Origin of the sequence: Allopseudospirillum japonicum (assembly GCF_900108915.1) — a bacterium.
GTDB lineage: Bacteria > Pseudomonadota > Gammaproteobacteria > Pseudomonadales > Halomonadaceae > Pseudospirillum > Pseudospirillum japonicum.
In genome coordinates this window covers 119,472-145,225 of the sequence record NZ_FNYH01000004.1, presented here as the reverse complement: position 1 = coordinate 145,225, position 25,754 = coordinate 119,472, and the positions used below count along the sequence as shown (strand labels likewise).

Here is a 25,754-nt window from a genome sequence, read left to right as displayed (position 1 = left end):
ATTTTAGAGGTACTGCGTCCTCGCCCCTAGGTAGCGAGGACACATGCCACATTAATGTACACTCAAGTATGGGCGCAAATCCTGCTCGGTGAACACATATTGAGTATGACAAAATTGGCACTGAGTTTCGATTTGGCCCTGTTCAGCTAATATACTTTCCACTTCCTGCGCACCTAAACCAAGCAAAGCATCTTGTGTCCGTTCCCTTGAGCAAGTGCACGCAAACTGTAGCGTTTTTGCCGGAAAAACACGCACGGTTTCCTCATGGTATAAACGATACAGCACAGTTTGTGCTTCCAGCTGTAAGGCTTCTTCCGCTTTTAACGTGTCTGCTAATTGAGTTAAACGTGACCAAGCATCCTCATCATCACCGGCTTGCATGGGTAAACTTTGTAAGAGTAAACCGGCTGCGCGCCCTTGCGCTGGATCGGCCATCAACCAAAAACGTGTCGGTAGTTGCTCTGATTGACTAAAATAATCTTGCAAACATTCCGCTAAATTTGGCGAGCTTAATGCCACAATCCCTTGATAACGTTTGCCTTTTTTGGGATCTAAGGTAATCACTAAGTGCCCTTGATCACCCACCAGATCGCCTAAACTTACTTGGGCTTGTGTTTGTATCTGCGCTGCTTGCCAACGTGCTAAAGCGCGCACATCTCCCCCAGGGTTAGATTCTGCCATCAATAAAGAAACCGCTGCAGAGGAACGCACTTCTAAAGATAAGGTACCTTCCAGTTTTAACGTTTCCGTAATCAAGGTCACCGCAGCTAATAGCTCACCCAGTACTTTTTGAATACCTACAGGATAAGCCTGCTGTTTGATAATCTGTTGGTAACTGGTTTCCAGTTGCACAAGTTCACCGCGCACTGGCGTACCTTCCACTAAAAAACGTTGAATCTGATCAAAATTTTGGGGTTCAGCAGTAGACATAAAGGGACTCAAAGCTATTGCGGACGAATATGAAGCTGACCTATATATTCCGGAAAGCGACTAACACGCTCAATCGCATTATTTAAAGCGGTATCAATGCGTGCTTGCATACGCTCATATTCGTGTGGGCTGAGAAAAAACGCCATATCCACATCAAAACGAATATAGCGAGGTTCAAGTTGGTTCAGGGTCAAGCAAAGCACATCTTCAATAAAATCTTGGCTTTGCCCAGCAAGGCGTGTGTCTTCACTAACACGATCGCGTAGCAGCTTTTCATAATAATTATGGATATTTTCAATGCGCATGGCCCACCCCCTGTTATTTCTTAAAATCAGCAGGTGCCCCAAGTATCCACTTTCTGATATAGGGGTGGACCTGCTTATCTCAAGTATAGCTTAACGGCTTAATAAGCGGTTTTCTGCTTCTTCGATATGATCCGCTAAACCGGTTAAAATCACCGTATCCCCAGATGAGAGGATTTGTTCCAACTCTGGCATACTGATTTCTTGTCCGTCGGCTGCCAGTAATAAGCTAGAGACCTCAATTCCCAAAGGGGCTAGATTTAAATCCCCGACACAACGTCCACAAGCCCAAGCATTCTCTGTCAGTACCACAGGGTGGCGTCGTACCAAGGGCGTGCCAGTTGCATCTGCTACGGAAGATTGAGTGCCATGATAATAGCCCCGCAATAATTGGTAACGCTCGCTACGTGCGCTACGAATGACATGATTGACGCGACGGAATGGAATATTCGATAGCAAAAGCGAGTGATACACTAACATCAAGCCGCCTTCTAAGACCTCAGGGACAACCTCAGTCGCACCTGCATGTTGATAGAGCTCCAAATCACTATCATCTTTCGTACGAATTAAGGTAGGCACCTCGATAGCTAAATGCTTCAAACTATCCAAAATTTGCAGGGTAAAATGCTTGTCATTGACAGTCACCACCACTAAACGGGCCCGCGCAACGCCTAAAGCCTCTAAAATTTCGTGCCGACTAGAATCACCATACACCACATGTTCACCTGCACTCGAAGCCTCGTGCACACGTACTGTATCCATATCTACTGCGATATAGGGGACATCTTCTTTTTTAAGAAAACGCGCAATGGTTTGCCCTACCCGCCCAAATCCACAAATCACGACATGATCTTGCATTTCTGCGGTGGCTTCTGCCAAAGCAGCGTTGGAATGCGGAATTTGATCGTCAGCAATATTTTGATTTTTGGGCAATAAACGACGACTAATCAAGCCGCTGTTTTTAATCAGCATGGGGGTAACGACAATGGAGGTAATCACAGTCGCAATAATAATCGCCACATGGGATGGACCTACCAGCTCATGCTCAGAGGCCAGCGCAAGCAACGCAAAACCAAACTCACCACCTTGCGCTAAAATAATCCCAGTACGTATAGAAGTATCTGCAGTTTTGCCCATCAGACGTGCTAAGGCGGTGATCATGATGAACTTCACCAGCATAAGCACGAGAACACTGACAATCACCCAGTGAATGTTGCTGAGTAAGACATTCAGATCCAGCAACATACCGACACTGACAAAGAAAAGCCCGAGCAGAATATTACGGAAAGGACGTATATCCGCTTCAATTTGGTGGCGGTAGTGGCTCTCACCTAACATCATACCGGCAATAAACGCGCCTAGGGCCATGGATAAACCGATTTCATGGGTAATCCAAGCCGAGGTCAAAGCGACTAATAAGACAGTGAGTACAAACAACTCATCCGAGTGCGTATTACTAACTTCATGGAATAAGGCAGGCATTAACCATTTGCCCACTGCAAGCAAGAAGACAAATAAGCCTATCCCTTTCAGCACCATGAGTAACAAAGAGAAAGATAAACTTTGATCTGCACTACCGGCTAATGCAGGTACCAAAATTAAAAAGACAACGGCGGCAATATCTTGGAAAAGTAAAATACCAATCGAGGCATGCCCATGCGGGGTGTTGATTTCTCCCCAACGTGTCAATTCTTGCGACACAATCGCCGTTGAAGAGAGCGCCAAAGCACCGGCGGCAATCAGGGCAGTTTCCCAACTCATGCCTAAAAAGTGTAGAACTACCCAAAATAACAAGGTACATAAAACCACCTGAGCGCCACCTAAACCAAAAACGGTTTTGCGCAGGGCATACATACGAGGAAGGGAAAATTCTAGACCTAAGGAAAAAAGGAGGAAGACCAAACCAAACTCGGAAAGAAAGGCAATATTTTTACTTTCTTCAATCCAGCCCATCGCATGTGGACCAATTAAACAGCCTACCGCAAGGTATGCCAGTACGGGTGGTAAACGCCAGCGACTAAAAATTGCTGAAGCAACAACGGAGGCGCTCAGAATCACCATCACATCATTAAAGGTTTCTGCTGCGATTGCTAATGCCATAAAAGATCTCAAGTAGACTAAGAAGGAGTAAGCCTAGACGAGCACAAGCCAAAGCTATGAACTTAAATATACATTGACTTATCTATCGATTTAAAAATGGCATTGTAACCAAAATTCTGGGTATCTGTGGGAATTCTTCGTAAAATACCGCTTAAGCTACTCAATCTGCACCTCACTGGGAAGAGGTTGCATTGATATCTGCCCGTGCTAAAGCACGGGGATTCCCTCTACAGGACGGCTATGCCTAACCGCAAGTGTGTTCTTGGCCGCATTACCCTGAACTGCCGATGACGTTGTTGATGACAGAAGATAAAGCGCTTCATCCAATGAATATAGGTTTTTTCTGTTTGCATCCTGTAGCCGCGCCGTCATCCCTCTGACCTGACACTTTGCAAAATTTTCCAAAAATGGACTGTTAACCATAAATCACCCTCCATATGATCTTTGTGTTTTTATGGTTCAATATAATACTGTACATTTTTGGTCTTACTAAAAAATGTGCTCGATTTACCCAGCTTAAATGCGCAGTTTACAGGTACGGTGCAATGGGATAAATTGCAAGATCAATAAATGATAAAAGTTGTGGCCGGAATAACAGGCGCACGGCAGCTCTTAAGATAAAGAGTGTGATATCGCGCATGCACGTTTAGCAGGGAAGCAGTCAGATCAGAAAATGGATTTTTCCTTTCTTATCAAAGTACCACTTCCAAAGTTGTCGTTATATTGAAATCGGCGAAATAAGCGTGCCTGATATGAAAGTGTTATACGTAAGGAGAGATAATGAAGTTAGCAGTATTTGTTGGCATATTGGTATTATCAACCTTCTCCTTTGCAGGAGGATATTACAATCCAAGCATTGATACCTATGATCCTGAAACAGGCTTGTATTTCAAAAGTGTTGAAAGTGAGAAGAAGTCTGGATTTTTAAGCAGCGGCGGTGACTCAATTGTAAATCTGTATATTTACAACCCTGAAACCAACGAAGGGAAATACCTTTTTCCAAAAAAAGATAATTTCCAGGTGGTCGCGCTAGCCTTTGAAACATCTGTAGAGAATGGAGAGGTTAAATTTCATATTGACTATGCTTCGCCAATAAAAAACAACAATGGTATTGCTTCGCGGGAACCAAAATCTAAGATGCTAATACTGACACGTAATGTGGAAACAAAGCACGAAACATTTTATTTTGCGGAAAAAGATGGTTCTAATCTAGTTAAAGGGAAAACGATCTTACCTTCAGATAGTTGGCATATTGATGTAAAAAATTCAGTTGTAAGAGTCCTACGGCAAGATGGTTTGGAGATAACAATGGAGAGTTTCTCGTGGTAACGTATAACAAACCAAGTTAGCAGGATTTATTTTGCTGTCGCTTCGCTCCAAAATGCAAAATAAACCTCTGCTTAAGGCGTTAAATTTTTCAGGAATAGACCACCCTATGTACAACCTACTAGTAACCGCAATAGAAGGCGCTTGGGACCAAGGTTTTTATGAGTATGATAAAAGTCGCTTCCTTGAATATACGAACGAGACTATTGCGTCTGCTTTTAAAAGGTTAAGTGACTCTCACATCAAAAATCTAAAAAGCTACCCTTGTCTATTTGCATATGAAGGGAAAAATTCGAATACCCGAATTGGTTGTTTGACTTCTATTACAGAGCGTGGCCGCAATCTCCTTATAGAATTTGAGCTCGAACAAGATGTAGAACCAATACCATATTCCCAAATCCAGCCAATCGCCACATTGCTAGATATACGTGAGTGGGAAATGAACAGGACTCATTGGGCGGTAAAAGACGAGGATTTGTTTCAGAGACTTCAACATCAAGGGATTCTCGAACCTGATAAGCAAATAAAGACCACTAAGCTGGATCGACCTATAACTGAAAAATCCCCAAATCCTAAGGTAAAAAAGGTCCAAGGGTTTATTGGAAAGGTTTTGGGCCTTGAGCAGGAAGATGGTTATGAAGTGTTTTATCGTGGCCACTCAAATAAGAAGCAATACAAGTTGGAACCTTCACTGTTTAGGAAAGATGAAAAAGGTAACTATCTTTACAAAGACAATGAACATATTTTGTACAGAGAATTATTGGTCTCTAACTCCGCCGACTTTCAGTCAGACATTTACACGCTTGATCGTCTTGTGAGGATGCAGCATTACTCATTGCCGACAAGACTGCTTGATATAACTTCCAATCCTTTAATTGCTCTCTATTTCGCGTGTAAATCATCCATCGACGAAGAAGGCGAAGTCATTATTTTCTCAATCAAACGAGAAGACATTAAGTACTTCGATTCAGATTTAGCTAGCTGCATTGCTAATTTGGCACGCTTACTGCAAACCGAGAAAGAATAAATAAACTTTGAAGAACAAGGTTTTAATGAACAAAAAGCAATTAAGCGATTACTTCACTTTATCAGAGAAGAAAAACCATTCTTCGAGCCAATAATTATATCGGATGACTTGAGAAAAATAATTTGCGTAAAAGGAAAACAGAGCAATGATAGAATCTCATCTCAGTCTGGCGCATTCCTTTTGTTTGGGTTAGATACAGTCTTTGATGAAGAGGGTACTACGGAAATCAAATTATCAAGAATCACTGTCGCGAACAAAAAGGCTATTTTGAAGGAGCTGGATCTATTAAATATCAATGAAAGCACAGTATTTCCATATATTGAAAACTCTGCAAAATATATTTCGGACAAGTTAAAATCTAACGATACATTGCAAGGAGAGTGAATACTTAAGATAGTAAGGTCTATTTTTCCTGATGATTTAAAAGATATTCTTGCTATGTATTATGAGTATATTAATAACACTTTGGTAGATCTTTCGTTCCAAGACAATGATCAGAAATTTAACCACGTACTGAAAAGCACAGCTCTGAAGAATCAAAGATATTTTTGGCGAAAAAAGACTGCAAGCCAGTTGAGTGTACTGCATTTATAGGAAAAAACGGCACGCTTCTTATGTTGGCCCATCAGCTGGAAAAGGCATACCCTTAGATTGATAAGGTACCGAATCACACCTAGGCCTCGTATACCATGCGCTTTATTTTTACCGGCATATTTGCTCAAACAGGTGCCAGCATGCATAAAAAACCTTACTTAGAAGAGAAAATCTGTTGTGTCTGTCAGCGCCCCTTTGCTTGGCGCAAGAAATGGTGTCTTGTATGGGACGAAGTGAAGTATTGCAGTCAAGCTTGCCGCCGCCAGCGGCAAGGCAATCGAAACAACCATCAAGCCCCATCCGCTAAATAATGCATCATCCAATGGGCCAAACGCTTAGGTTTTTGATAAGGCAAGGCATGATCTGTGCCTGCAATTTCGATACTGGCCCAACTGGGGTGTTGCTGGCTTAAGTGTGCTTGATAAGCGCGTAAAGGCGCTGGGCTACGGCCACCATAAAAACACACCACTTGGTTTTGTGCAGCCAGTAGCGCCGCCCTGTCCAAAGTGTGTACCGCATGTGTCACTGCATCTAAAGCATAAGAAAATCCTAATACCCTATGCGCTAACCGATGCAAGGTGGCTTGTTCCACCCGCGTACTTTGCGAACGCAAAGGAGCAATTAAATCCAAAAATTCTGTTATGCCTGCTAACTGGGTGGCAGGTACGCGCATCTTCGCTGCAGCTTGCGAGTACCCTTGGCGAACCTGACGCATTAACTGCACATCTTCACGTTCCAATAACGCAGGTTCGATCAGAAAGGTATGCTTAATTTGATTACCCAAGGCTTGTTTGAGGAGCATGGCAATCAAGCCCCCAAACGAGTAACCGATCACATCAAAGCTCTCCCAGCCTTGTTGTGTTAATAAAGCTTGTATATCTGCACACACTTGGTGCACATCAAAGGGAGCCTCTGGATGCTGAATGCCCACGCTGGCACCCATACCGCGCAAATCAGGGACCAAATATGCCGGCCATTGATGGCCAAGATAATGGATAAGGGGCTCCCAAGTGGCTTGGCCTGCGACGCCAGCACCGTGCAACAACAATAAAGGACGCGGGTGTGATGACGTCTGATACGCTTGGTATAAATGATAATGCAAGTGCAGGTCCGCCAAGGTGAGTTGGGTGCTATGCACTTGGAAATGAGCAAGGGACGATGACATAAAAATTTTTAACCTAAGACAAAATAAAATCAGCGTCTAGATTAACACTTTTCGGTGTTAATTCTGGTATGCTTGCGCGCTTGCATGCCATTTTGTAGGTTAGGAATCATGTCGCTATCTCGACGCCCGTTACAACTTCCCTATACTTCAGGCCATCAATTATTTGAACTTGTACGTACTCAAGCACATCCTGTACTGCTTGATAGCGGTCAGTTTGATTCACCCAAGATATCTGCGCCTTTTGGACGCTTTGATATCGTCAGCGCGAATCCACAAAAGCTATGGCGTACCTCCTCCCCCAGCTTGCCTGCTAATTGGCAAGACCTCGAACCACAACGGACACCCACGGATGCAGCCTGCGCACATTTGCCTTTTTGTAGTGGTTGGATAGGTTATCTTAGTTATGATGCAGGTGCTTGGTTTGAGCCTTCCTTACCACGATCCACCCAAACTGAGGTTGGCCTACCTTTAGCACACTGGGGCTATTATGCTTGGGCTTTAGTCACAGATCACCAAGCACAAACCACGCATTTAGTCGGCGATTATTCCACGGACTTTGCCCAGCAACTCAGCACTCAGTTAGCCCAACCCAAGGCGCCTTTAGCAAAAGATTTTTCCTTATTAGCGCCTTTCCGCTCTAATATGGATTTTGCCGCTTATGCTCGGGCTTTTGCACAAGTGCAGGCTTATTTACAAGCAGGCGATGCTTATCAGATTAATCTTGCTCAGCGTTTTTGCGCCCCTTATCAAGGCGACACCTGGAGTGCTTATCTGGCGTTACGACAAGCAACCCCCGCACCTTTTGCAGCCTATTTAGATTTAGGGCAGGGCCAAGCCGTGTTAAGCCTCTCACCTGAACGCTTTTTACAAGTTGATCCTCAAGGCAAGGTACAAACCAAACCGATTAAAGGCACGCGCGCGCGCGGACGCACGCCCGCAGAAGATGCGGCTCTGGCACAAGAGCTACAACAGGCGTCTAAAGATCAAGCCGAAAACTTGATGATTGTTGATTTATTACGCAATGATTTAAATCGTGTGTGCCAAGCGCATAGCGTCAAGGTGCCACATCTATTTGCGTTGGAATCTTTTGCTAATGTGCACCATCTTGTGTCTACGGTAGAAGGCCAGCTGACACCACCCTATGCTTTATTACCCTTGCTAGCAGCAAGCTTCCCCGGTGGATCTATCACAGGAGCACCCAAAATCCGCGCCATGCAAATTATTGATGAGCTTGAACCCCACCACAGGAGTTTATATTGTGGGGCACTAGGTTATTTAGATGACAGAGGCCACATGGATATGAATATTTGCATTCGCACTTTGATTGCAGACCAAGGGCATCTGTATGCTTGGGGTGGCGGTGGTTTGGTGGCAGATTCTGAGTGCGCCGCCGAATACCAAGAAACATTGGTAAAAGTCGGGCGTTTATTGCAAGCTCTTGATCCTGAGTTTGCGCCTTTGAGTTAACCGCAACAATAAGGTGAGCAAGGTATGCCAAGGGTTTTACAAGCGGGACATCCCCAAAGCCTACAACAAGCGTTAGGCACGCAAGTCATTGCGATTGCTGCTTTTTATCAACACCAGCTGGAGCCTTACGCTTTAGGAGCACATGTATGCGCGGTTGATATTTTGCACGATACCCGCCTTAGTTTGTATTGTCCGCGTGGTCATGCGTTGCAAGTCGGGGACTTGCTCACCTTGCATTTAGATAATCGTACGGGTGTGGATGAGTATGATGCTGACCTGAGTGTGTATCGTCTTTCTTATAAAGCACGTGTGGCACAAGTACATTCTGTACACCATCTAGAAGTGGAAGCACGCGAATTTAGTATGGTCTACGGAAACGAGGTGGTATTAGCATATCAAGCCCCAGATTATCAGTATCCGCCAGATCAACGCCCCGCCCTTGTCTTACCGAACACCCCTATGACCCATCTAGCGGCACTGAATCCTGATGAGCAAGATAACAAAATCGGCGTTTTGGTTACCGGAGCACAAAAACAACCGCATACCAGTGTGATGGCTTTTTTATCCACGCAAGCAGATGATGTGTTTTTAATCTCGCATCCGCAAAGCTTTAAAATACAGCTATTAGCACGCGACCAACGCTGTTTGTTTGCAATTGATGAACGTGCCAGTTTTACCTTTTCTCGCGTGCTCGATTGGAACTACGAGCTATTAGCAATGCAGGCTTATCAAGTGCCTAAAACACATCCAGCCTATTTAGAGATTCAGCACGCCTTTATTGATAAAAATCCTTGGGAAGCTGGTTTTTTCCTCGATCCACAAGTCAGTATGTACCATTTAAAATATGTAGAAACCTTATGTTCAGGGGAAGCCAGTCAGCATTTGTAAATATTTTGTAGTTGACTGCTCCCCTCCCTAAAGGAAGGGGATTCCCAATTCATCGAGAACCGGACACGGAGACTGACCCCATGCCACCCCTCCCTGCCCTAAAAGGACGGGGTTTCCCGCGCAAAATTGATGAAAGCGCTCAAAGATGCCTACTCGTCATCGTCATCATCGTCGTCATCAAAATCGTAATATTCTTGTAATTGTTGCTGGAGGCGACGTTCTTCTAAGCGGGCTTCGATCTGACGGCGACAGGCAAGAGAAGGCGTCTCTTTAGCCGAGCTGGCAAAATCTTCATCGTTGACAGCATCATCAAAGACATCATCATCAGTATAGGAAATTTCTTCTTGACCCATAAGGCGAACACCCTAAATATGATTACATAAAACAAGCTTAGAAATAAGGAACTACAAGTTTGCCTATATAAAACGATTTAGCCGGCGGGTAAAGTAGAAAATTGATTTTTTTGCACTTCAGATAGGATGAACATCAGTGAAAGAATACAAGGTTGTGGTTTATCGGGAAGGTTTACTAGGCTCTTTGTTTTTGGGACAGTCGAAAGTCGACCCTGAAGGCTTTAGTGAGTTTTTAAATCGACATGCCCGTCAAGGTTGGCGTGTGGTCACCATGGAACGTGAAGTCCGGCGGATGTTATTATTTTTCCAACGTGAAGGTTTTTTAGTGGTGTTGGAAAGATAAAAGCCTGCAATCCCGACTGTACCGCTTGGGTTCCTCCTTGTGACAACCAAGGGGGAAGATGAACAAGCCTCCCATTAAACCTTCCAATAAAGGAGATCAAGATGCGGATTGCCGCTTGGATTAGTATTGCTGGTATCCTGCTGGTCACCTGTATTTTGCTGGCCCAGCTTTGGGGCCTGTCTCTAGATCCTGAGTTAGTATTCAAACTAGTGGTCACTTGTGGTTTGCTCATATGCGCTTCGGGCTTGATCGCTTTGATCCAACGCGAAACCAAAAAACATGAATCTGCCAAAGACCAAGACTATTTCAATTAAGGTATTTTTTACCCTTGGCTTTTTCCAAAGTTTTGCTAATTGTCGATACCCAAGAAATCTGCTAACCTGCAACCCCATCTAAAGCACGCCCCTCCATCAGTTAAAACACCTACAAATCACCAGACAGGATCATCATGACGCGATATATTTTCGTCACCGGCGGTGTCGTATCCTCCTTAGGTAAAGGCATTGCCTCTGCCTCTTTGGCGGCCATCTTAGAAGCCCGTGGTCTTAACGTCACCATCCTTAAGCTTGACCCTTATATCAATGTTGACCCTGGTACTATGAGTCCTTTTCAGCACGGTGAGGTCTTTGTGACCCAAGACGGTGCTGAAACGGATTTAGACCTAGGCCACTATGAGCGCTTTATTCGCACTCCCATGACACGACGCAATAACTTCACTACAGGTCGTGTGTATGAGCATGTACTGCGCAAAGAAAGACGCGGCGATTATTTGGGCGGTACAGTGCAAGTCATCCCGCATATTACCGATGAAATCAAGCGTCGCGTGCTCGATGGGGCACAAGGGCATGATGTGGCCTTGGTTGAGATCGGTGGCACCGTTGGCGATATTGAATCTTTACCCTTCCTTGAAGCCACACGTCAATTAAGAGTCGAGTTGGGTTCAGATCGCGCTCTCTTTATGCATTTGACCCTAGTCCCTTATCTGAAAACCGCCGGTGAAACCAAAACTAAGCCAACACAACACTCCGTTAAAGAGCTGCGTTCTATCGGTATTCAACCCGATATTCTCATTTGCCGTTCCGAAGTCACTTTAGAAACAAATGAACGCCGCAAAATAGCCCTCTTTACCAATGTGGAAGAGCGCGCTGTCATTGCTTTACCAGATGCTGACACTATTTATCATATCCCCCAAATGCTACATCAGCAGGGGCTAGATGAGATTGTGATGACGCGTTTTCGCCTCAAAGGTCAAGAAGCTGATTTAAGCGAATGGAACGCGGTTGCAGAAGCTAAGCTCAATCCACAGCATACAGTTAAAATTGCCATGGTCGGTAAATACATGGAATTACTGGATGCCTATAAATCCTTAATTGAAGCCATCAGCCACGCTGGGATTCATACACGTACCCGTGTCGATGTTGAATACATAGATTCTGAGCGTATTGAACGTGAAGGCACCGAATGTCTACAAGGTATGCAGGCGATTTTAGTGCCTGGTGGTTTTGGTGAGCGGGGTGTCGAGGGCAAAATTGCAACCGTACAATATGCGCGTGAGCATAAAATTCCTTATCTTGGGATTTGTTTAGGGATGCAAGTTGCTGTGATTGAATTTGCCCGCCATGTCGCTGGTCTGGCTGATGCACATTCTACCGAATTCAATGGCCAAGCTGCGCACCCTGTCGTCGGCCTGATTACTGAATGGCAAACTGCCGATGGGCAGCGTGAAACCCGAGATGTCAATACCGATCTCGGTGGCACCATGCGTTTAGGTGCCCAAGATTGCCATTTAGGCGTTAACACCAAAGCACGTGACATTTATGGGGCAGCAACCATTAGTGAGCGTCACCGCCACCGCTACGAAGTGAATAACCATTATGTACCTCAACTACAAGCCGCTGGCCTAGTGATTTCTGGGCGTAGCCAAGATCATGCGCTTGTTGAAATCGTCGAGTTACCACAAGAGGTACACCCTTGGTTTGTAGCTTGCCAATTCCACCCAGAATTTACCTCAACCCCGCGTGATGGACATCCTTTGTTTACCCGCTTTATTCAAGCCGCGCTTGCCCAGCCAACGCAGGAGTAAATACGTATGTCTAGTCAACACTCGGTTTACGTGAATCAAATAGAAATTGCCAATCATCAACCCTTGGTTTTGATTGGTGGTTTAAATGCCTTGGAACGCCTGGATCTGACGTTAGAAGTTGCAGAAACCTTTGTAGAAGTTTGTCAACGTCTGCAAATACCTTACATTTTTAAAGCCAGTTTTGATAAAGCCAACCGGACCAGTATTCACAGTTTCCGCAGTGTGGGCCTTGATGAGGGTTTAGCCCAGTTGGCTGAAGTCAAACGCCAATTTGGCTGCCCTGTCATCACAGATGTGCATACCCCAGAACAGGCAGCCCCAGCGGCAGAGACCTGTGATATGTTGCAGTTGCCGGCTTTTTTAGCCCGTCAAACGGATTTGGTACAAGCACTAGCCGCCAGCGCACGCCCAATCAATATCAAAAAGCCACAGTTTCTTGCCCCTGAGCAAATGGCACATATTTGCGAAAAGTTTCGCGAATCAGGTAACAATGACCTTTTGCTTTGTGAGCGCGGCAGCTGTTTTGGCTACGATAATCTCATTGTTGATATGCTGGGTTTTGGGGTGATGCGGCGTGTGACAGGCAATCGCCCCATGATTTTTGATGTCACCCATGCCCTGCAACAACGTCACGCAGGCAGCGCCGCCAGTGGTGGACGCCGCCAGCAATTACCTGAACTAGCACGTGCAGGGGTGGCATTAGGATTGGCGGGCTTATTTTTAGAGGCCTATCCAGATCCACAACAAGCACCTTGTGATGGCCCAAGTGCTTGGCCTTTGGATCGCTTATATGATTTGCTGGCCCCTTTACAAGAGTTAGATCGACTGATCAAAAGCCAAACACCGCTAGTTATAGATGAGGATGTCGTTTAGGCAAGCATTTGGGAAACCTCAATAAACTGCGTATAATTTGCGCCGTTCAACCCTTATTCTAGGATGGATTCCTGTCCATCCGAGCATTTTATCGTGTGGAGACTGTGCATGAGTGCGATTAGTAGCATCAAAGCCCTTGAAGTTTTAGATTCTCGTGGTAACCCAACCGTGATGGCAACTGTCACCTTAGAAGATGGCAGTACAGGCAGTGCTTGCGCGCCTTCTGGTGCCTCTACAGGCTCACGCGAAGCACTGGAATTGCGTGATGGCGATAAAAGCCGCTATCTAGGCAAAGGGGTATTAAAAGCCGTTGAGAATATCCAAGGTGCCATTGCACAGCATTTACAAGGCATGAACGCTTATGATCAAGCGGCCATTGATCGTGCCATGTTGGCGTTAGACGGCACAGAAAACAAAAGCCATCTCGGTGCCAATGCCATGCTCGCCGTCTCTTTGGCAACCGCTAAAGCTGCTGCGCAAAGCAAGGGTATTGAGCTCTATGCCCATATTGCTGAAATCAATGGTACGCCAGGCCAGTATTCGATGCCTGTTCCTATGATGAATATTCTCAATGGCGGCGAGCACGCAGATAATAATGTAGATATTCAAGAGTTTATGGTGCAACCGGTCAGTGCTACCAGTTTTGCCGAAGCGTTACGTGCTGGTGCCGAAATTTTCCATGCTTTAAAAGCGGTACTAAAAGCGCAAGGCTTAAACACGGCCGTAGGTGATGAAGGGGGATTCGCACCTAATCTTGCTTCCAATGCCGATGCGCTTAAGGTGATTGAGCAAGCCGTTGCGGATGCGGGTTATCAGCTGGGTGAGCAAATCACTCTAGCGTTAGATTGTGCCTCTTCTGAGTTTTATGCAGAGCAAGAATATCGTCTCTCAGGTGAAGGCCGTAACTTCAGCGCGCAAGGCTTTAGTGATTATCTGGCTGATTTATGTGACCAATATCCCATTGTTTCCATTGAAGATGGCCAAGATGAATCCGATTGGGAAGGCTGGCGCTATCAAACCGAAAAACTCGGTCAGCGTATCCAGTTGGTAGGCGATGACTTGTTTGTTACTAACACCAAAATTCTTGCCAAAGGCATTGCAGAAGGCGTGGCTAACTCCATTTTGATTAAACTCAATCAAATTGGCACCCTGACCGAAACCTTAGAAGCCATCAAAATGGCAAAGGATGCAGGGTATACCGCGGTTATTTCACACCGTTCTGGCGAAACCGAAGATACCAGTATTGCCGATTTAGCCGTGGGTACCGCAGCAGGTCAGATTAAAACCGGTTCTTTATGTCGTTCGGATCGTGTTGCGAAATACAACCGCTTATTGGTCATCGAAGCCCAACTTGGCAGCCAAGCCCCTTATGCCGGTCGGGGCGCGATCAAAGGTCAATAAAGCTTTAAGCATCAGCGTACACCAAGGTCACTGTTTATCAGTGGCCTTTTTTTGTGCTTGTCGAAAGCACTTCGCTAAGACAAAAGAATAAGCTAATAAAACAGTGATTAAAAAAATATTTTCTAATATAGTATAGGTTAAACAAAAACAAGAAATGGCGACGGAGGAGTATCCTATGCCCCCTTTACCTTCCTCATCTTCTCCCAAACAATCAATACAAGTAGCTGCCCCACAAAACCCACAAAGACGTCAACTGATCCAACTTGGCCTAGGTGCACTTGCGTTATCTGCATTACCTGCAGGTCAGGTTTTAGCACGTCCAACGAGCCAAGCACGCATTGTCATCCTAGGTGCAGGTGCTGCCGGCACGGCTATGGCCAATCGTCTATACAATGCCCTCGAGGGCGTTAAGATTACGATTGCAGGAGCACGTCAACAACATTTATACCAACCTGGATATACGCTCGTTGCTTCTGGATTATGGCCACAAGATCAGGTTGCTACGGCAACCGCAGATTGGATTCCTGCAGGTGTCCATTGGATTCCCGCAGATGTCGCCGAATTTATGCCAGATCAGCGCCAAGTCAAATTACAAGACGGACAAACGCTAGCTTACGATGTGTTGGTGATTGCTACAGGTTGCCAACTCAATTACCAGCAAATTGAAGGCATGAGCACGGATCTTATCGGCAAGCACGGTATAGGTAGTGTGTACGCTAGTCCGCAGGCGGCGACAGCAACCAATCAACAAATTGAAAATCTGCTACAAAAAGGCCAAGGGCGCGCGATTTTTACCCTCAGTAATACGCCGATTAAGTGTGCCGGCGCTCCTTTAAAAATGACCTTTACGACCTTGTCACGCTTAGAAGATAGCGGCCAACGCGAGCAATTCCAGGTCGATTTTTTCACACCCTATGCCAATAAAGTATTTTCTGTCCCTGTTTACAACCAATTTGTTTTAGAACGCTGGCAAGAACAGCAAGTTGGCTTTCACGATCAACGTGTGCTCACAGCTATAGATGCCGGTAGCCAAATGGCGACCTTTACTCATGCTGATGGCAGTACCCAGCAAGAAAAATACGATTTTATTCATGTGGTACCACCGATGAGTGCACCCGATGTAGTGCGCTCTAGTGAGCTCGCTTGGCAACAAGGACCCATGGCACATCAATGGTTAGAAATCGACCAATATAGTCTACAGCATAGGCGTTACCCAGAAATTTTCGGGGTTGGGGATGTGATAGGGACACCTTTTGGGAAGACAGCTGCCAGTGTTAAGAAACAAGCCCCAGTTGCAGAAGCGAATATTTTGGCTTTTCTTGCTGGACATCCCCTCACAGCCAAATACGATGGTTACACTTCCTGCCCTATGATTACCAGTATTGGTAAAGCGATCCTCGCAGAATTTGGCTATGAAGGTAAATTAATGCCTTCTTTCTCCTTTATTAGTCCAACAGAAGAATCTTGGGTGGTCTGGGTGATGAAAGAGAAAATGTTGCAGCCCGCGTATTATGCCATGCTAAACGGACAAGTATAAGGAGAAGCTATTATGACATTTGCTGGTGTAATAACCATTATTTTATATGCACTTGCGCCTTATTGGTGGTTACTTGTACTACTTTTACTCGCTTTAATCGGTGCGCAAGTTTTAGGACGCCATCATCAAGGGACACGCCCGCGCTTTTTATATCCACTCTGTGTGGCAATTGGTTTACTCACTGCATTAGTCGCACCTTGGATCACAGGCTCCTCTTTAAATTATGTACAGACAAGCACAGACATATTGACACTACTGGCTGTGATGCTCGGAAGCGGTTTCTATGCCTTTTTGCTTTTAAATCCCTTATTGCGCATTTCTGATACATCTCATTAAATATTTATTGTTACTCATCTTAATGAGGTTTGACCAAGGGCAATCTAACGCCCTTGGTTGACAAGCTATTTTCCTTCGCAGTTTTACGTCAAAATCTGCACCTTTATTCATTATTAATTACAAAATAATGTGATATGCACAGAGATTAAGATAATAAAACTTTGTTATAATATTTTAATTATTATTAACAAAAAAGGTTATTTATGAAGCAAGCACCTCACTATCTAATCCAGACATTATTTTCCATATTTTGTCTCCTCTTGTATCCTTTCAGCAAAGAAGTACAGGCTTCAGGATCCGATCTTGGTTTAGTGGTGCGTGAAAATGTATGTGCGCAAGGCAACTTAGTGATTAAAACCCGCGAAGGCTGGTTTGTTGGTGCGCAACATGCGCAAGGTGCTTATTTTTACGTCGGTGATGTGGTGACAGGGACTTTAACCAAAGAAGGTACCGCCTCTGTGTATCAGCGTGGACGTGATTTTGTCGGTCAGTATCGCTTACTAGAAACCCAACTGAGCTTACGTGATGCCATTTACCAAGTGTGTGACCAAGTCCGTTTAGAAATTTCTCATGCAGAAAATTCATAAAAATTTGAATTTTTATCGTTTTTCTTCAATTTAAAAGCCCTTTATGCTGATGGCCATTCATTTAAGGAGGCTGTCAGATGATTAAAATTCATAATTTAGGATTCCCACGCATTGGCGCACAACGTGAATTGAAATTTGCGCTAGAAAAATTTTGGCGTGGCGAAATCAGCGAGCAAGCATTAGAAAATACAGGGGCCGAGCTGCGTGCACATCATTGGCAGGTACAGGCTGATTTAGATCTCGTCCCCGTTGGTGATTTTTCTTTCTATGATCATGTATTAGATATGAGTTGCTTGCTAGGTCACTGGCCTGAGCGGGTACAAGGCTTATCTGGTTCTGAGTTGGATCAATATTTCCGCGTAGCCCGTGGTCGCTCAGCCCAAGATAGCGATTGCCAATGTGTGGCCGCAGGTGAGATGACCAAGTGGTTTGATACCAATTATCATTATATTGTCCCTGAATTTAGTGCAGAGACAGCTTTCAACCTCAACCCTCAACGTTTACTAGCACAAGTCAAACAAGCGCAAGCCTTAGGTCATACCCCGAAAGTTGTCATTCAAGGTCCAGTGACTTACCTTTGGCTAGGTAAAAGTAAAGATGCCACTGATAAACTCACTTTGTTGCCTAAATTATTAAGTGTGTACGCACAATTGCTTCATGCACTCGCACAAGAAGGCGTTCGCTGGGTGCAAGTGGATGAAAGCGCTCTAGTCACAGACTTAGATAGCCAATGGCAACAAGCTTTCACCAGTGCTTATCAGTATCTGGATGCGCTTACCCACAAGCCGAACCTTTTGTTAACCACGTATTTTGGTGATCTGGCACAGCATTTGGATTTAGCCTTAAGCTTGCCTGTACAGGGGATTCATCTTGATGCAGTGAAGGCTCAACATGAAATTACCCAAGTGCTCGCTGGTTTAGGGGATGAGAAAATCCTTTCCCTAGGTGTGATTGACGGTCGTAATATTTGGAAAACGAATCTCACCGCCACACTTGCAGCGCTTCAACCAATTGCTCAAAGTTTAGGTGAGCGTTTGTGGTTGGCCCCTTCTTGCTCCTTATTACATGTGCCAGTGGATCTAGCACAAGAAACCCAACTTGATCAAGAAGTTGCTACTTGGCTGGCTTTTGCGGTGCAAAAATTACAGGAGTTAAAAATCTTGCAGCAAGCGCTTAATCATGGCGAAGCCTCGGTTGCGCAAGATTTAGCAGATAATCAAGCCGCAATCCAAGCACGCCGCCAGTCTAAACGCGTCCATAAACCAGAAGTGCAAGCCCGTCTAGCACGTATCACGCCTGAATTAGGTCAACGCCTGAGCCCTTATGCACAACGTGCGCCACAACAGGCACAGAAACTCAAATTACCTCTTTATCCAACCACCACGATTGGCTCGTTCCCGCAAACTGCAGACATTCGCCAAGCACGTCGTGACTGGCGTCTAGGGCGCTTAGATGAGCCCACTTATCAAACCCTCATGCGTGAACAAATCGCCCATGCGGTCAAGGTACAAGAAGATTTAGGCTTAGATGTACTCGTACATGGTGAAGCCGAACGTAATGATATGGTGGAATATTTTGGTGAGCAGCTCGAAGGCTATATTTTTAGCCAAAACGGCTGGGTACAATCCTATGGTTCCCGTTGTGTTAAGCCACCTATTTTGTTTGGTGATATTGAACGCCTGCAACCTATGACTTTGGAATGGATCCGTTACGCGCAATCTTTAACGGATAAGCCAATGAAAGGTATGCTCACAGGGCCAGTCACCATTTTAAATTGGTCTTTTGTGCGTGATGATCAACCCAGATCCACCTCCTGTTACCAGTTAGCTTTAGCCATTCGTGATGAAGTGTTGGACTTGGAAGCAGCAGGGATTCAAGTGATTCAAATTGATGAAGCTGCCTTGCGAGAAGGTCTACCCTTACGTGCTAGCCAATGGCAAACTTACTTAGATTGGGCCGTACAGGCTTTCCGTATCACAGCCAATGGCGTCAGTGATCAAACTCAGATCCATACCCATATGTGTTATTCCGAGTTTAACGATATTATCCAAGCGATTGCTGCTATGGATGCGGATGTGATCACGATAGAAACATCGCGCTCAGATATGGAGTTATTGCAAGCCTTTGAAGATTTCCATTACCCGAATGAAATTGGCCCAGGCGTGTATGATATTCATTCCCCCAATATCCCCACACAAGCGGCGATGGAAGCTTTAATGCGCAAAGCAGCCGATTTCATTCCTGCACAGCGCCTTTGGGTCAATCCAGATTGTGGCCTCAAAACCCGCCAATGGTCAGAAGTTCTGCCCGCATTGGAAGCCATGGTAAAAGCCGCACAAGCCCTACGTGTGCAGGCACAAGTCACCGCTTAACACAAGCGCACTTGTCTTTGTTGGAAATATGATAAACTCCTGTCATCCTTAGCCTAAGTGATGATGGGAGTTTCCATGAGCAAAGACGCCTTAATTATTTTTGATACTACCTTGCGCGATGGTGAACAAAGCCCTGGCGCCTCCATGACCAAAGACGAGAAAGTCCGCATTGCCAAAATGCTAGAAAAAATGCGTGTGGACGTGATTGAAGCCGGTTTTGCGATTGCCAGTCCTGGCGATTTTGATGCCGTCAAAGCCGTTGCCGAAGCCGTGCAAACCAGCCGTGTGTGTTCTTTAGCACGCGCACTCGAAAAAGATATTCAAGTCGCTGCCGAGGCACTGCAACCTGCCGCTTTAGGACGCATCCACACCTTTATTGCCACCAGCCCCATTCATATGCAGTACAAACTGCAAATGCAGCCAGAACAAGTCATTGAGCAAGCTGTACATGCAGTGAAAACTGCACGTAACCTGATTGATGATGTTGAGTTTTCTTGTGAAGATGCTGGACGTTCAGAGATTGATTTTCTGTGCCGCATTGTAGAAGCTGCGATTGCTGCCGGCGCACGCACCATTAATATTCCTGATACCGTAGGTTATGCGAGCCCAGAACAATTTGGCCATACGATTGAACAGTTAATTACCCGCATTCCTAATGCCGATCAAGCCATTTTCTCTGTGCATTGCCACAATGATTTGGGTTTAGCGGTTGCTAACTCTTTAGCTGCCGTACTCAAAGGTGCGCGTCAAGTCGAATGTACCATTAATGGTTTGGGTGAGCGTGCAGGCAATGCCGCGTTAGAAGAAATTGTAATGGCCGTGCGTACTCGTGCGGATATTTATCCTGTTGAAACTCGTATTGATCCTGTCCATATCGTCCCCACCTCGCGTACGGTTTCTACCATTACCGGCTTTGCCGTCCAGCCTAATAAGGCCATTGTGGGCAAAAATGCTTTTGCACACGAATCCGGCATTCACCAAGATGGTGTACTTAAACACCGCGAAACTTACGAAATCATGCGTGCCCAAGATGTCGGCTGGCATACCAATGCCATCGTGTTAGGTAAGCACTCAGGTCGTAATGCCTTCCGCACTCGCTTGCAGGAGCTAGGTATTCACTTTGAAACTGAATCTGAACTCAACACAGCGTTTACCTTGTTCAAGCAACTGGCAGATAAAAAGCACGAGATTTATGATGAAGATTTGCAAGCGTTAGTGACAGATACACGTGCGGCTAATGCTGCAGAGCATTTCAAACTCATCACTTTAGAAGTGCAATCAAAAACCGGCGAGATTCCAGAAGCTAAGTTAACCTTAAGCATTGAAGGCCAAGAAAAGAGCGTCAGCGCGCAAGGTTCTGGCCCAGTTGATGCGGTTTATAAAGCGATTGAAACCCTAGTCGATAGTCAAGCATCGCTTGAACTTTACTCAGTCAATGCTATTACCAGTGGCACAGATTCCCAAGGGGAAGTCACTGTGCGTCTAGAAAAAGGCGGGCGTATTGTCAATGGGCTGGGTGCAGATACAGATATTGTCATTGCCTCGGCCAAAGCCTATATCAATGCGCTGAATGCTTTATTTGGTGCCCACGAGCGTACGCATCCACAAGGCACAGGCGTTTAACCTAAATTGAGGTCAGGCATGGGTCAACAAGTACAGCGTTTGCACTATTTACAGGCCTTTGGTATTTGTCAGTGGGTGCCTAGGGTGCGTTTACCTTATGCTGCTCCTAGCCCAGTCTGTGCTTGGCCTCAACCGCAAAGCCCACACGCACGTGCGCAGGATTATCGCCAAACCTTACTTAAACGCGCTCACACCCAAACGCTTGCCAGCGCAAGCGTTCAACAAACATCAACAGCCAAGGTAGCACCCACAAACAATCCCTTGCCAACCTCAAAGGCACAGGATACAGACCAAGCACAAGCCCCCGCTTCTGTTGCTGCCTCGCCTTCGATTAAGCTAGTCACTGAGCAAGCACCAGCACAGCCCACCCAAGCCCAAACCGAGATTCACCTTGATTTAACCTTGGATGTACTGACTAATGGATGGTGGATTTTACGCACAACACCCAGTGCGGCTCAAAGACGCTTACAACAAAAGCTGTTGGCCCAAATTCTGTTTGCTTGGCATCCTCAGGTGGACTATCTGACCAGCCAGCGTTTTGTATGGCCTTTTCCTCATTTGCCCGTCACCGAGATTATGCGCCAACCAGAACAAGCACGTTTAAGTCTCTACGCCTACTTAACTGGGCACCAGTTTAAAGCGATTCCTCGGCATCATCTTTTAGTCTGTGGTGATGAATTAACGACTTGGATTCACTCCAGCTTGGACTATCATCTATGGCCCAACTTAGATACTTTATTAAAAGATCCACAGCAAAAAGCTCGTTTTTGGCATCAACAGCAAGCTTTGCGTGCGCAGTTTGCTGCTAGCCCTTTATTGCTTTAAATCGGCTCATCCTTCACTGTGGAATTGATACGGTTTGTGCATGCCGATCGGTTAGCTTGACAAAACCCCTTGCGTTTAGGAATCACAGGATGTCAATTCACACCCCTTTGGCTTATGGCATAGAGTTTTATGCGCCAAGTCTGGATGACTTGCCGCTATTGCTTGCAATTGAAGAAGCCGCACACTTAGGTGGCTGGCGTCAACACGCGCTTGCAGAAGCTTTACAACAACATCAAATCACAGGCGCTTACACACAAGATGGTGATTTGATGGGCTTTATCGTGGTGCGCTCGATTTTAGATGAAGCCGAATTATTGGAAATTGTGGTCGACACCCCTTATCAAGGTCGTGGCGTTGCACACGCCCTAATTGCTCATTGCACGCAAGCACTGCAGATGGCTGCTGTGACCTCATTATTTTTAGAAGTACGTGCTTCCAACCACAAGGCCTTGCATTTTTATCAAAGTGTTGGCTTTGCTGAAACTGGACGGCGCAAGGGTTACTACCCACCTTTACATATTGAACATTTGCGTACCCTAAAAGAAGCCATGGAAGCGCGTGAAGATGCCATCCTCATGCGCCTTGATTTGCCTACACACATTGCATCGGATGTTTGAGGAAATATTATGTCTGGGAACACCTTCGGTAAGCTCTTTACAGTCACCACTTTCGGCGAAAGCCACGGCCCTGCCCTAGGAGCCATTGTGGATGGTTGTCCACCGGGGCTGGCCTTAAGTGAAGCGGATTTACAAGCGGATTTGGATCGACGTAAACCCGGTACTAGCCGCCATACGACGCAAAGACGTGAACCAGATCAGGTAAAAATTCTATCTGGTGTGTTCGAAGGTCGTACCACAGGCACACCCATAGGTTTGCTGATTGAAAATACGGATCAAAGATCAAAAGATTACGGCAAAATTGCACAACAGTTTCGCCCTGCACATGCAGATTATACCTATTGGCAAAAATACGGTATTCGTGATTACCGCGGTGGTGGTCGAAGTTCTGCACGTGAAACCGCTATGCGTGTGGCTGCAGGTGCTATTGCAAAAAAATATCTTGCACAAGTGTATGGTGTACAGGTGCGCGGTTATTTGTCCCAATTAGGGCCAATTTGCTGTCCTTTGGTTGATTGGTCTTTGGTCAATACCAATCCATTTTTTTGCGCTAGTGCAGAGCATATTCCGCAGTTAGAAACTTATATGGATGCCCTACGCAAAGAAGGGGATTCGATCGGTGCCCGCTTGCATATCCAAGCCGCCGGCGTGCCTGTTGGCTGGGGAGAACCCATCTTCGATCGCTTAGATGCAGATATTGCGCATGCGATGATGTCGATTAATGCGGTCAAAGGCGTAGAGATTGGCGCAGGTTTTGCTTGTGTCACCCAAAAAGGTACAGAGCACAGAGATGAAATCACCCCAGAAGGTTTTGTATCTAATCATGCTGGCGGCATTTTAGGCGGTATTTCCAGCGGACAAACGATTGAGGTCAGCATTGCTTTAAAACCAACTTCCAGTTTACGTATTCCAGGGCGCAGCGTCGATATTCATAATCAAGCCTGCGAGATTATCACCACAGGCCGCCATGATCCTTGTGTCGGTATTCGTGCCACCCCGATTGCTGAAGCCATGTTAGCCTTAGTACTGATGGATCACGCCTTGCGTCATCGTGGCCAAAATGCACTGGTCGACTCAGGGACTGCCAAGATTCCAGCGGGGCAATAATGGCACTGCCTGTCAATCTTCCTTATTGGCGCTTAGCAGGTATTTATGCCTGCTATTTTGCACTTTTAGGTGTCCTCAATCCTTATTGGGGTTTGTATTTGGACTCGATCGGGTTCACCCCTGTACAAATTGGCCAATTAATGGGCATTTTGCTCGCGACTAAGCTGATCGCGCCCAATTTATGGAGTTTTTGGGCCGATTATAGTGGCCACCATATTCGCATTATGCGTTTAGGCGCTTTCCTTACGGCACTTTCCTTCACAGGTATTTTTTGGCACGACGGCAATTTTTGGACGCTTGCTTGGGTCATGTTTGCCTTTAGCTTTTTCTGGAATGCCATTTTGCCCCAGTATGAGGTCATCACTTTAGTAGCCCTCAAAGGCCATGAAGCACATTACAGTCGCGTGCGCGTTTGGGGCTCGGTTGGTTTTATTATGGCAGTCTTAGGTTTGGGCGTTTGGCTAGATCAGGCTCCCATACAGACCTTGCCTTGGTGGCTTTGGGGTCTGATGTGGGCCTTACTGATATTTAGCTTCACCTTACCTAAGCTAGCTGCAAAATCTCAAGAAGTTTCCCAAGATGAGCAAACTTCTCTAGCACAAACGCTCAAACGGCCGCAAGTCTGGGTAATTTTGCTATGTGCTTGGGCAATGCAAGCATCTCACGGGCCTTATTACACCTTTTATTCTTTATATTTAGAGCAAGAAGGGTATTCACGTACCTGGATTGGTAGCTTATGGGCCTTGGGTGTAGGGGCTGAAGTCCTCGTATTTTTAGTTATGCATCGTTTGCTGCCTGCGCTCAAAGCAGAAGGCCTTTTAGTATTAAGTTTAGTTTTAGCCAGTGTTCGTTGGTTTGCTTTGGCGTTAGCCCCTGCACATTTGATGTTTTTGATTCCAATACAAGTGCTACATGCTGCAACCTTTGGATGTTTTCATGCAAGCTGCATTGCTTTAGTGCATACTTATTTTCCTAAAGCGCAAGCGGCACAAGGCCAAGCTTTATATTCAAGCGTCGGCTTTGGGGCAGGGGGTGCCGTAGGAGCCACACTCGCTGGGTGGCTATGGCAGGCCTATCCCCCAAGCTGGAGCTTTTTGTCTGCGGCGGCTTTAGCCGCTGGCGCAAGTTTACTGGCTTGGCACATCTTACTTGGACAAACCTTGCATTCACAGGGTATTGCGCGTTAAAGTCAAAATAACAAGTTAGGACGGTTAGGCGTTTTTTGTAAATTTAAACACATTGTTTTTCAAAGGGTTGGATAAAAACATGAAATTAAATGTAGAAGTGGATATGACGCCTGAGGAATTTCGGCGTGCCATGGGTTTACCCGATGTACACCTATTTCAACAAGAGTTAATGCAAAAAATTCGTGAGCAAATGGAAGCAGGTGTTGATGGTTATGACCCTTTATCTTTATTTAAACCCTTTATTACTCAAGGTTTTGATTCTTTAGAATCTTATCAAAAACTCATGATGCAAGTATTGTCTAACTATTCTCCTATGGGGACTTCAAACAAGCGTTCATAATGCTTGTTTGGTTATTTCCTATCTTATAAGTCCCTGCTGGTCGCAGACAGGGATTTTTCCGCCTAAATAAGCAGAAATCTAATTTTTATGCTGCTAACTTTTTGTCTAGCCTAGTTATTTTATTTTTAACTTAGGTAAACTTAGGCTTTGGTCTTAATTCTTACAAAACCTTGATTTGATACTTGTACTTTGTCCTCATGTCTGCAATATTGGCATAAATATTTCATACACATGACATCCAGGCAGGTACACTTTTATCCTTTTGAATCTCAAATTCAAATTTTTAGTGTTCATGTCACGGTTTTGCAACTATTGCAGCGCAATATAAGCACTAAACCTTGGTATCAAGGGCGCTTATCGGCGTTTTTGTA

Annotated in this window: 25 protein-coding genes; 20 read left to right on the top strand and 5 right to left on the bottom strand. The window is 45.5% G+C overall.

Annotated features, from left to right (window positions below):
* Positions 1-51: 51 nt before the first annotated feature.
* From hslO to BMX05_RS05705, 3 genes are all read right to left on the bottom strand, one after another.
* Positions 52-930 (bottom strand): Hsp33 family molecular chaperone HslO, encoded by an 879-nt coding sequence (hslO, locus tag BMX05_RS05715; protein WP_093309005.1) that lies wholly within the window; start codon positions 928-930, stop codon positions 52-54.
* A 14-nt stretch (positions 931-944) separates the two neighbouring features.
* Positions 945-1,235, bottom strand: a complete 291-nt coding sequence (locus BMX05_RS05710; RefSeq protein ID WP_093309004.1) for a late competence development ComFB family protein — start codon at positions 1,233-1,235, stop codon at positions 945-947.
* Between the two features lie 90 nt (positions 1,236-1,325).
* A complete protein-coding gene (locus tag BMX05_RS05705; protein WP_245710452.1) occupies positions 1,326-3,332 on the bottom strand; it encodes a cation:proton antiporter in 2,007 nt (668 codons plus the stop codon).
* A gap of 780 nt (positions 3,333-4,112) precedes the next feature.
* Here BMX05_RS05705 and BMX05_RS05695 point away from each other — a divergent pair.
* The 3 genes from BMX05_RS05695 (at position 4,113) to BMX05_RS05685 (ending at position 6,590) form a co-directional block, all read left to right on the top strand.
* Positions 4,113-4,661 (top strand): hypothetical protein, encoded by a 549-nt coding sequence (locus tag BMX05_RS05695; RefSeq protein WP_093309002.1) that lies wholly within the window; start codon positions 4,113-4,115, stop codon positions 4,659-4,661.
* Between the two features lie 31 nt (positions 4,662-4,692).
* Positions 4,693-5,685, top strand: a complete 993-nt coding sequence (locus BMX05_RS05690; protein ID WP_218138991.1) for an FRG domain-containing protein — start codon at positions 4,693-4,695, stop codon at positions 5,683-5,685.
* 689 nt (positions 5,686-6,374) lie between these two features.
* Entirely contained in the window at positions 6,375-6,590 is a 216-nt protein-coding gene (locus tag BMX05_RS05685) for a DUF2256 domain-containing protein (protein WP_317622218.1), read from the top strand.
* Here BMX05_RS05685 and BMX05_RS05680 read toward each other — a convergent pair.
* On the bottom strand, positions 6,569-7,444 hold the full coding sequence (locus tag BMX05_RS05680; protein ID WP_093309001.1) for an alpha/beta fold hydrolase: 876 nt from the start codon (positions 7,442-7,444) through the stop codon (positions 6,569-6,571). The genes BMX05_RS05685 and BMX05_RS05680 overlap by 22 nt on opposite strands.
* A 108-nt stretch (positions 7,445-7,552) precedes the next feature.
* Between BMX05_RS05680 and pabB the strand changes: the two genes are divergently transcribed.
* Both pabB and BMX05_RS05670 read left to right on the top strand, forming a co-directional pair.
* A complete protein-coding gene (gene pabB, locus BMX05_RS05675) occupies positions 7,553-8,911 on the top strand; it encodes an aminodeoxychorismate synthase component I (protein WP_093309000.1) in 1,359 nt (452 codons plus the stop codon).
* Positions 8,912-8,935: 24 nt separating this feature from the next.
* Entirely contained in the window at positions 8,936-9,799 is an 864-nt protein-coding gene (locus tag BMX05_RS05670) for a hypothetical protein (RefSeq protein WP_093308999.1), read from the top strand.
* Positions 9,800-9,948: 149 nt separating this feature from the next.
* On the opposite strand, the gene BMX05_RS05665 is transcribed toward BMX05_RS05670, so the two are convergent.
* Positions 9,949-10,152, bottom strand: coding sequence for a PA3496 family putative envelope integrity protein (locus BMX05_RS05665; protein ID WP_218138990.1), 204 nt, complete (start codon positions 10,150-10,152; stop codon positions 9,949-9,951).
* A 136-nt stretch (positions 10,153-10,288) separates the two neighbouring features.
* Here BMX05_RS05665 and BMX05_RS05660 point away from each other — a divergent pair, with 136 nt between their 5' ends.
* From BMX05_RS05660 to BMX05_RS05590, 15 genes are all read left to right on the top strand, one after another.
* Positions 10,289-10,495: a DUF4177 domain-containing protein gene (locus BMX05_RS05660; protein ID WP_093308998.1), complete on the top strand. Its 207-nt coding sequence runs from the start codon at positions 10,289-10,291 to the stop codon at positions 10,493-10,495.
* Positions 10,496-10,596: 101 nt separating this feature from the next.
* A complete protein-coding gene (locus tag BMX05_RS05655) occupies positions 10,597-10,809 on the top strand; it encodes a hypothetical protein (RefSeq protein WP_093308997.1) in 213 nt (70 codons plus the stop codon).
* A gap of 134 nt (positions 10,810-10,943) precedes the next feature.
* Positions 10,944-12,578 (top strand): CTP synthase, encoded by a 1,635-nt coding sequence (locus BMX05_RS05650; RefSeq protein ID WP_093308996.1) that lies wholly within the window; start codon positions 10,944-10,946, stop codon positions 12,576-12,578.
* Positions 12,579-12,584: 6 nt separating this feature from the next.
* Positions 12,585-13,451 (top strand): 3-deoxy-8-phosphooctulonate synthase, encoded by an 867-nt coding sequence (kdsA, locus tag BMX05_RS05645; protein ID WP_093308995.1) that lies wholly within the window; start codon positions 12,585-12,587, stop codon positions 13,449-13,451.
* A gap of 108 nt (positions 13,452-13,559) precedes the next feature.
* Positions 13,560-14,852: a phosphopyruvate hydratase gene (eno, locus tag BMX05_RS05640; protein WP_093308994.1), complete on the top strand. Its 1,293-nt coding sequence runs from the start codon at positions 13,560-13,562 to the stop codon at positions 14,850-14,852.
* Positions 14,853-15,027: 175 nt separating this feature from the next.
* Positions 15,028-16,389 carry an NAD(P)/FAD-dependent oxidoreductase gene (locus BMX05_RS05635; protein WP_093308993.1) on the top strand — a complete coding sequence of 454 codons (1,362 nt, stop codon included), beginning with the start codon at positions 15,028-15,030 and terminating at the stop codon, positions 16,387-16,389.
* A gap of 12 nt (positions 16,390-16,401) precedes the next feature.
* Positions 16,402-16,725: a hypothetical protein gene (locus tag BMX05_RS05630; protein WP_093308992.1), complete on the top strand. Its 324-nt coding sequence runs from the start codon at positions 16,402-16,404 to the stop codon at positions 16,723-16,725.
* Between the two features lie 203 nt (positions 16,726-16,928).
* Positions 16,929-17,312 carry a hypothetical protein gene (locus tag BMX05_RS05625; protein WP_093308991.1) on the top strand — a complete coding sequence of 128 codons (384 nt, stop codon included), beginning with the start codon at positions 16,929-16,931 and terminating at the stop codon, positions 17,310-17,312.
* Positions 17,313-17,389: 77 nt separating this feature from the next.
* Entirely contained in the window at positions 17,390-19,684 is a 2,295-nt protein-coding gene (metE, locus tag BMX05_RS05620) for a 5-methyltetrahydropteroyltriglutamate--homocysteine S-methyltransferase (protein ID WP_093308990.1), read from the top strand.
* A gap of 75 nt (positions 19,685-19,759) precedes the next feature.
* Entirely contained in the window at positions 19,760-21,307 is a 1,548-nt protein-coding gene (locus BMX05_RS05615) for a 2-isopropylmalate synthase (RefSeq protein ID WP_093308989.1), read from the top strand.
* An 18-nt stretch (positions 21,308-21,325) separates the two neighbouring features.
* Positions 21,326-22,132: a hypothetical protein gene (locus BMX05_RS05610; protein ID WP_093308988.1), complete on the top strand. Its 807-nt coding sequence runs from the start codon at positions 21,326-21,328 to the stop codon at positions 22,130-22,132.
* An 89-nt stretch (positions 22,133-22,221) separates the two neighbouring features.
* Complete coding sequence (gene rimI / locus BMX05_RS05605; RefSeq protein ID WP_093308987.1) at positions 22,222-22,749, top strand: ribosomal protein S18-alanine N-acetyltransferase; 528 nt, start codon at positions 22,222-22,224, stop codon at positions 22,747-22,749.
* Positions 22,750-22,758: 9 nt separating this feature from the next.
* The gene (gene aroC, locus BMX05_RS05600) at positions 22,759-23,856 is read left to right on the top strand and encodes a chorismate synthase (protein ID WP_093308986.1); all 1,098 of its coding nucleotides are present in this window, start codon (positions 22,759-22,761) and stop codon (positions 23,854-23,856) included.
* Complete coding sequence (locus tag BMX05_RS05595) at positions 23,856-25,043, top strand: MFS transporter (RefSeq protein ID WP_093308985.1); 1,188 nt, start codon at positions 23,856-23,858, stop codon at positions 25,041-25,043. Before aroC ends, BMX05_RS05595 begins: the two co-directional genes overlap by 1 nt.
* Before the next feature lie 79 nt (positions 25,044-25,122).
* Positions 25,123-25,383, top strand: coding sequence for a DUF6489 family protein (locus tag BMX05_RS05590; RefSeq protein WP_093308984.1), 261 nt, complete (start codon positions 25,123-25,125; stop codon positions 25,381-25,383).
* Positions 25,384-25,754: the final 371 nt, after the last annotated feature.

What these genes read in the sequence shown, in the direction of transcription:
- BMX05_RS05680 (WP_093309001.1), bottom strand. Translation starts at nt 7,444, where the DNA reads ATGTCATCGTCCCTTGCTCATTTCCAAGTGCATAGCACCCAACTCACC.
- BMX05_RS05590 (WP_093308984.1), top strand. Translation starts at nt 25,123, where the DNA reads ATGAAATTAAATGTAGAAGTGGATATGACGCCTGAGGAATTTCGGCGT.
- BMX05_RS05705 (WP_245710452.1), bottom strand. Translation starts at nt 3,332, where the DNA reads ATGGCATTAGCAATCGCAGCAGAAACCTTTAATGATGTGATGGTGATT.
- aroC (WP_093308986.1), top strand. Translation starts at nt 22,759, where the DNA reads ATGTCTGGGAACACCTTCGGTAAGCTCTTTACAGTCACCACTTTCGGC.
- hslO (WP_093309005.1), bottom strand. Translation starts at nt 930, where the DNA reads ATGTCTACTGCTGAACCCCAAAATTTTGATCAGATTCAACGTTTTTTA.
- BMX05_RS05685 (WP_317622218.1), top strand. Translation starts at nt 6,375, where the DNA reads ATGCGCTTTATTTTTACCGGCATATTTGCTCAAACAGGTGCCAGCATG.
- BMX05_RS05615 (WP_093308989.1), top strand. Translation starts at nt 19,760, where the DNA reads ATGAGCAAAGACGCCTTAATTATTTTTGATACTACCTTGCGCGATGGT.
- BMX05_RS05610 (WP_093308988.1), top strand. Translation starts at nt 21,326, where the DNA reads ATGGGTCAACAAGTACAGCGTTTGCACTATTTACAGGCCTTTGGTATT.
- BMX05_RS05670 (WP_093308999.1), top strand. Translation starts at nt 8,936, where the DNA reads ATGCCAAGGGTTTTACAAGCGGGACATCCCCAAAGCCTACAACAAGCG.
- BMX05_RS05650 (WP_093308996.1), top strand. Translation starts at nt 10,944, where the DNA reads ATGACGCGATATATTTTCGTCACCGGCGGTGTCGTATCCTCCTTAGGT.
- BMX05_RS05630 (WP_093308992.1), top strand. Translation starts at nt 16,402, where the DNA reads ATGACATTTGCTGGTGTAATAACCATTATTTTATATGCACTTGCGCCT.
- BMX05_RS05635 (WP_093308993.1), top strand. Translation starts at nt 15,028, where the DNA reads ATGCCCCCTTTACCTTCCTCATCTTCTCCCAAACAATCAATACAAGTA.
- BMX05_RS05595 (WP_093308985.1), top strand. Translation starts at nt 23,856, where the DNA reads ATGGCACTGCCTGTCAATCTTCCTTATTGGCGCTTAGCAGGTATTTAT.
- BMX05_RS05655 (WP_093308997.1), top strand. Translation starts at nt 10,597, where the DNA reads ATGCGGATTGCCGCTTGGATTAGTATTGCTGGTATCCTGCTGGTCACC.
- eno (WP_093308994.1), top strand. Translation starts at nt 13,560, where the DNA reads ATGAGTGCGATTAGTAGCATCAAAGCCCTTGAAGTTTTAGATTCTCGT.
- pabB (WP_093309000.1), top strand. Translation starts at nt 7,553, where the DNA reads ATGTCGCTATCTCGACGCCCGTTACAACTTCCCTATACTTCAGGCCAT.
- metE (WP_093308990.1), top strand. Translation starts at nt 17,390, where the DNA reads ATGATTAAAATTCATAATTTAGGATTCCCACGCATTGGCGCACAACGT.
- BMX05_RS05665 (WP_218138990.1), bottom strand. Translation starts at nt 10,152, where the DNA reads ATGGGTCAAGAAGAAATTTCCTATACTGATGATGATGTCTTTGATGAT.
- kdsA (WP_093308995.1), top strand. Translation starts at nt 12,585, where the DNA reads ATGTCTAGTCAACACTCGGTTTACGTGAATCAAATAGAAATTGCCAAT.
- BMX05_RS05625 (WP_093308991.1), top strand. Translation starts at nt 16,929, where the DNA reads ATGAAGCAAGCACCTCACTATCTAATCCAGACATTATTTTCCATATTT.
- BMX05_RS05710 (WP_093309004.1), bottom strand. Translation starts at nt 1,235, where the DNA reads ATGCGCATTGAAAATATCCATAATTATTATGAAAAGCTGCTACGCGAT.
- BMX05_RS05695 (WP_093309002.1), top strand. Translation starts at nt 4,113, where the DNA reads ATGAAGTTAGCAGTATTTGTTGGCATATTGGTATTATCAACCTTCTCC.
- rimI (WP_093308987.1), top strand. Translation starts at nt 22,222, where the DNA reads ATGTCAATTCACACCCCTTTGGCTTATGGCATAGAGTTTTATGCGCCA.